Genomic DNA, 5,616 nt, shown 5'->3' with positions numbered 1-5,616 from the left:
AGGAAGGGAATAAGGGGGAAGGTAAGGGAGACACCAGCGAATCTGCTATCAAGAAAGTGCGCAAAGGTGCGCACGGTTCTCTTCCTGCCCCGACGTGTCTTGATGACCACCGTCGTCTCTGACAAGCGTGACTTTCCCGGCTGCGGCGGGGACCGTCCCCGCCGCAGCGCCGCCATTACTGGTCGGACTCGCCACGGGTAGGGCAGTTTCGGTTGCCAGCCGTTTCAGGTTCCGCGCCGCATTGAGGTCACGGTCATGGTGCGCGCCACATTGCGCACACACCCATGTTCGATCGCTCAACGTCAGCGCCTCGTTCTTCCAGCCACAAATGGAGCACAGTCGGCTACTTGGATACCAGCGATCAGCAATAACCAACCGCGTTCCGTAGCGTTTCGCCTTGTATTCCAACTGCGAGCGCAACATCCCAAAGCCCACGTCAGAGATGGCGCGGGCGAGTCTCTCGTTTGCAAGCATCCCTTTGACGTTTACATCCTCGATCACTACCGCTTGGTTTTCGCGGCAGAGTCGGGTCGTGAGCTTATGAGTAACGTCCGCTCGGAGATTGGCAAGGCGGGCATGCAGCCTTGCCAATGTCGCAGCGGACTTCTGCCGGTTGTTCGAGACCGGCAGGCGCGTTCCTTTGGGCAGGCGGGCATGGCGTCCAAACCCCGCCATCTCTTTGGCGGCTTGCAGCTTGCGGCTGAGACGCCGACCGCGAATCTTGAGGCGACGCAGCGCTGCGTTGAGCGGCTTTGGCGCTTCGATGGCTTCGCCGTTCGAGATCGTTGCGGCAGCCTTAACGCCCAAGTCGATGCCGTTGACATCGTGCGCCGTGCGACGCCGATAGAATTGTGCATCAGGCACTTCGACCTGTATTGCCACAAACCAACGATCCGCCGTGCGCGAGACCGTCGCGCCCAGTATCTTTCCTTTGAAGCGCAGTTCCTCGGTCATAGCGACTTCGCCGATCTTGGGTAGGCGGATCGTCTTGCCGTCCAGACGGAACTTGTCGTTGGCAACATAAAAGCTGTCGCGGCAGCGCCCCTTTTTCTTGAAGCGCGGTGCGTGCGCCTCTTTGCCAGCCTTGAGGTCGGCGAAGAATCTTTCCCAGGCTTTGGCGAGATGGGCAAACGGCTGGGCGTGTGCGTCCCGGTGAATGTCTTGCAACCAAGGCCGGCCGTTTTCGTCGAGCCACTGTGGGTCGGTGTATTTGATGGCGTTGAACTGCTTTTTGAGCGCCATGGCGTTTGGCCTGCCGCCTGCTGCGTATTGTTTGTTCCATTCATTGAGCGCCCAGTTCCAGACGCGCCGGGCCGTGCCGCAGGCACGCTTGAAGTAGTCGATTTGCTCAGGAGTCGGACAAAGGGCGATCTTGTGGGTTAGTTGCATCGTTTGGCCTTCTTGGCATTACTCATGACTCGCATCCTGTTTTAGCGCTTCGTTCAACTTCTTTCGATCGTTCCTCACACCGTATCGCCGAGACGAACAACCGTGCACGATGGTCATCACGTCTTGCACCATTTCCGGTTCGGGAGACAGCCGTTCCTGGGTGAGCACCAGCACTGCGCAACCATGGGTTTTGGCGTCATGTTCGAACCACTCAACGCCGAACCGGGTGAGGCGGTCCCGGTGCGCGAGGATCAGCATCGTGACGTCCCGTCGCCCGATCTCGTCCATACGGGCCAGCAACCGCTTGCGCTTGAAGTTCAACCCGCCGCCCACTTCCTCGATACCCTCGACCCCCGCCAATCCCTTCGCCACCACGACCTCTTCCAGCACGTTGCGCTGATTCGCCAGGTCCGGCTTCTGTGCTGCACGCGATACCCGACAGGAGGCGACCAGCGTGGTTGGCGCATGGTTCGCCTGCCGCAAACCGATGAACGCACGGATTTGCGTCTCAGGGGAGAGACGGCGGTTGCTGTCCGTTCGGGCCACCGGAATCAGCCTTCCTTCGCGTTCCCAACGCTGCAACGTCTTGACCGAGACACCAAGGAGTGTTGCGGCTTTCCCTGTGCGCATGGTGTTTTCCATGAGCACCGTTGTACACTATCGCGTACTAGAAGTCAAGCTAGAGTCCGGCTCCTCGCCTACTCCTCCGGCGGTAGTGAGGTGGTGATGTCGTACACTAGCACCTGGACATCAAGCCCTTCGTTCATCATAAGCGACAGCGTAAATTCATTCGTTGCATTCTTAATCGCTGGTTCGTCGGCGGCAGGTGCATACGCCCTGATACTGGCTTCTTCCGCAGAAACCCTCGTCACGCGCGTAACAGCGCTTGGACTAACCTCAGCGATGCGACGTTTGATCTCAGCAATTGCTTCATCGAGTGTCATTGCTCATCACCTCGTTAAATTACATTGAATTCGGATACGATAGAACCACTGCGAAAACGATTGATCCGCAGTTCATCAATATTGATCGTGTGTGCTTTGCCATCGATTATCTCTTCGGCGATCAGCAGACCGGTGGCCGGTGCGTGCATGATCCCATGACCGCTAAAACCACTGGCATCAATATAGCCTTCCAAGTCGGGATGACGACCAAGGATTGGATTGTGATCCGGCGTGATCTCGTACAGGCCGGCCCAACACTGTTGCTCGGCCAGCCCTGCCGTCTCAAGGATTGGAAAACGGTAGATGCCAGCCTCGATTACAGCCTCTAACCATTCCCAATCTACGTTCGTATTCGTGCTGCTCGGTTCATTGGGATTCGAGCGACCCATCAAGATGCTCTGCCCTTCGCGCCGCATATAAAAACCGCTCCCGACATCAACTGTCAGCGGGATAGGACCACTGATTGCTGGGAATGGTGTCGTCATGTAAACATTACGTCGATATGGTTTAACCGGTAGATCGAGACCGGCCAGAGCAGCCACTTCACCAGCCCATGGCCCGGCACAGTTCACCACGAATTCACACCCGATTATACCGACCGGTGTCTCAACAGCCGTTACCCGCCCACCAACAATCTGAAACCCGATGACTGGCGTCCCACGGTACAGTCGCACACCGTGACGTTGCGCGGCGCGTAGATAGCCTAGCGCAATACCGTAAGGGTCACAGTAACCGTCATCAGGGCCGAACGTTGCCCCAATCAGGTCATCGGTACGCATCTGCGGAATAAAGCGTGCTGCCTCAGCAGGAGTCAGCACCTCAACCCGCACACCCAACTCTCGTTGCATCGCTACATTACGCAGATATTGCGCCCACGTTGCTTCATCGTTAATCAGGAACAAGTAGCCAACCTGCCGCAACTCAGCGTGACCACCAACCTCTTCAGTGAAGTGGCGTAAGCGCTCGATACTGTAGCGCGACAAGAGTACATTCGTGCGCGACGAGAATTGGTGGCGTACACCTGCTGCCGAGCGGGCCGTACTGCCGCTGATTTCCGTTTCTTCGCGTTCTAAGATGACTACATCACGCAGTCCACGCTCGGCCAGATGAAATGCGACGCTAGCTCCGATTACGCCTGCGCCAATAATCACGACCTGCGCCCGCTTAACTATCATGCTGCCCTCACTTTAATCATCTACAATCTTTTATGCTTTCCCACGTTTTTCGCGTCGTCGTGTCGGTGTCGATGGCAACGGTCGTTGCGGTTCTTCACCCGGAGCAAGTTCCTCTGGTGGCAACTGCGGTTCTTCACCCGGCGCTAATTCTTCCGGCACCGATGGTGGCGCTGGTGGCTCGGGCTGGTGTCGTTCTTCACGCCACGCCAATCGTTCGCGGGCAATGGCCTCGAATCCCCGCCCACTTGGTTCGTAGTAAATACGCCCGATCAGATTAGGCGGTAAATGCGCTTGATCAGAACGCCCTTCAGGCAGGTCATGGGCGTACTCGTAGCCCTTTCCATAACCAAGCCGCTTCATCAGTTGGGTCGGTGCGTTGCGCAGATGGAGTGGCACCGGTTCATTGCGCGTCTCCGCCACGTCACGCTGGACGGCGCCATAAGCCCGATAGAGGGCATTGCTCTTGGGTGCCAGACAGAGGTAGACAACCGCTTGCGCCAGCGCCAGTTCTCCTTCGGGCTGACCGAGAAAGTGTACCGCCTGCTGTGCGGCAATGATTTGCGGGAGAGCATGGGGATCGGCCAGACCAACATCCTCGACCGCGATCCGCACCAGACGGCGTGCAATATACAGTGGATCCTCGCCGCCATCGAGCATTCGGGCCAGCCAGTAGAGTGCGCCGTCGGGATCGCTGTCGCGTACACTCTTATGCAATGCTGAAATCGCATCGTAATGCAATTCACCGCGCTTATCGTAGCGGGTGGCGCGACTTTGCAACGCATCGCGAATGTCGTCAACCGTAATCAGACGTGTATCGCCAATTGCCGGTGGTTTTGAGCGTGCCGCCGCTTCAAGCGCATTCAAGGCCGTGCGTGCGTCGCCGTTTGACATATTGATCAGGTAGTCACGGGCGTCACGCGCTAGCATAATCTTCATATTCCCCAGACCGCGCTCGCGATCACTCAGGGCACGGTCGATCAGCGTACCGATCTCCTCGTCGGTCAGTGCTTCCAGCTTGAAAACTCTGGCCCGTGAGAGCAGTGCCGAATTGACCTCGAATGATGGATTCTCGGTAGTAGCACCGATGAGAATGATCGTTCCATCTTCGACGTAGGGTAAAATTGCGTCCTGCTGACTCTTGTTAAAGCGATGAATCTCATCGATGAAGACAATGGTGCGCTGTTGAAACATCCCCAACCGGTCTTGCGCTTCTTGCACCACCCGACGGAGATCGTTTACACCCGCACTTACGGCACTGAGCGGTTCAAAATGAGCTTTCGTACTGACGGCAATGATTTGCGCTAGCGTTGTCTTACCGCTTCCCGGTGGCCCCCACAGGATCAGCGAGAAGAGCTGATCATTCGCAATGGCCCGCCGAAGCAGCTTACCTTCGCCGACAATATGTGTTTGTCCGACGAACTCATCGAGCGTGCGTGGTCGCATACGGGCAGCCAGCGGCGCCTGCTGTTGCAATGCCTGTTGGCGTTGCGCGTCAAACAGAGTTGTTCCTCGTTGTTTGGGTGACATAGACAACGCTTCGCTCCAATACCGGTTGTACTATCCTTGATTGTAGCACATCCCGCAGTAGGCTTTTCGCTATGTGCGCGATGATGTTCATACTGATCTCTACTCACCACATGGGTTATGCCAGGGGGGATCAAAGGACTATTGCTAACCGTAACTCGCTCTTGTATGCTAAAAGTGTGCTGAGACGGCTTCATCCGTCGGCGAGGGATCAACAGTTATGAACCTCAGTTGAAAGCTGTACATCACCTCCGTTGTTCCCCGCTTGTTCCTCTTCCGCTGTCCTCTAACCCTCGGCGACGGGTTGCCGAACACACCGGTAGCCAGCGATGGCTACCGGTGTTATTATTGTGCAGCAGTGCGTTGGCTATCGGTTGGCTCATCATCATACCAACCCCCTTAAGCCCCCCGCTTGCACCCGCTCTAAGCCCCTCGCTTGCGGGGGGGTGCAACGAGAAGCTACGCGCTTCTGCGCGCACGGCAAACGGTTTAAGCACCCGTTTATCACTCACACTTCTCATTTTGTTTATCTCCATCTCATTGCGGAGTAGGGTAAGAACGTTGAAAAACTTCTGGTATAAACG

The 5,616-nt window shown here is 56.7% G+C and carries 5 protein-coding genes; all 5 read right to left on the bottom strand.

The window, feature by feature from the left end:
* Positions 1-48: 48 nt before the first annotated feature.
* Genes JE47_RS0119365 through JE47_RS0119345 form a run of 5 tightly spaced genes read right to left on the bottom strand, consistent with a single transcriptional unit; the run spans position 49 to position 5,035 of the window.
* Entirely contained in the window at positions 49-1,389 is a 1,341-nt protein-coding gene (locus JE47_RS0119365) for an RNA-guided endonuclease InsQ/TnpB family protein (RefSeq protein WP_031461326.1), read from the bottom strand.
* An 18-nt stretch (positions 1,390-1,407) separates the two neighbouring features.
* The gene (locus JE47_RS0119360; protein WP_031461325.1) at positions 1,408-2,031 is read right to left on the bottom strand and encodes an IS607 family transposase; all 624 of its coding nucleotides are present in this window, start codon (positions 2,029-2,031) and stop codon (positions 1,408-1,410) included.
* A 56-nt stretch (positions 2,032-2,087) separates the two neighbouring features.
* Positions 2,088-2,333: a hypothetical protein gene (locus JE47_RS0119355; protein WP_031461324.1), complete on the bottom strand. Its 246-nt coding sequence runs from the start codon at positions 2,331-2,333 to the stop codon at positions 2,088-2,090.
* Between the two features lie 14 nt (positions 2,334-2,347).
* Positions 2,348-3,505 (bottom strand): NAD(P)/FAD-dependent oxidoreductase, encoded by a 1,158-nt coding sequence (locus tag JE47_RS0119350; RefSeq protein WP_035420064.1) that lies wholly within the window; start codon positions 3,503-3,505, stop codon positions 2,348-2,350.
* A 33-nt stretch (positions 3,506-3,538) separates the two neighbouring features.
* On the bottom strand, positions 3,539-5,035 hold the full coding sequence (locus JE47_RS0119345; protein WP_031461322.1) for a replication-associated recombination protein A: 1,497 nt from the start codon (positions 5,033-5,035) through the stop codon (positions 3,539-3,541).
* Positions 5,036-5,616: the final 581 nt, after the last annotated feature.

It is taken from the genome of Chloroflexus sp. MS-G, assembly GCF_000735195.1.
In the GTDB taxonomy this organism is placed as follows: Bacteria; Chloroflexota; Chloroflexia; order Chloroflexales; family Chloroflexaceae; genus Chloroflexus.
The sequence above is the reverse complement of the archived record's forward strand: the minus strand, read 5'-3'. Positions and strand labels throughout refer to the sequence as shown.

What these genes read in the sequence shown, in the direction of transcription:
- JE47_RS0119355 (WP_031461324.1), bottom strand. Translation starts at nt 2,333, where the DNA reads ATGACACTCGATGAAGCAATTGCTGAGATCAAACGTCGCATCGCTGAG.
- JE47_RS0119365 (WP_031461326.1), bottom strand. Translation starts at nt 1,389, where the DNA reads ATGCAACTAACCCACAAGATCGCCCTTTGTCCGACTCCTGAGCAAATC.
- JE47_RS0119345 (WP_031461322.1), bottom strand. Translation starts at nt 5,035, where the DNA reads ATGTCACCCAAACAACGAGGAACAACTCTGTTTGACGCGCAACGCCAA.
- JE47_RS0119360 (WP_031461325.1), bottom strand. Translation starts at nt 2,031, where the DNA reads ATGGAAAACACCATGCGCACAGGGAAAGCCGCAACACTCCTTGGTGTC.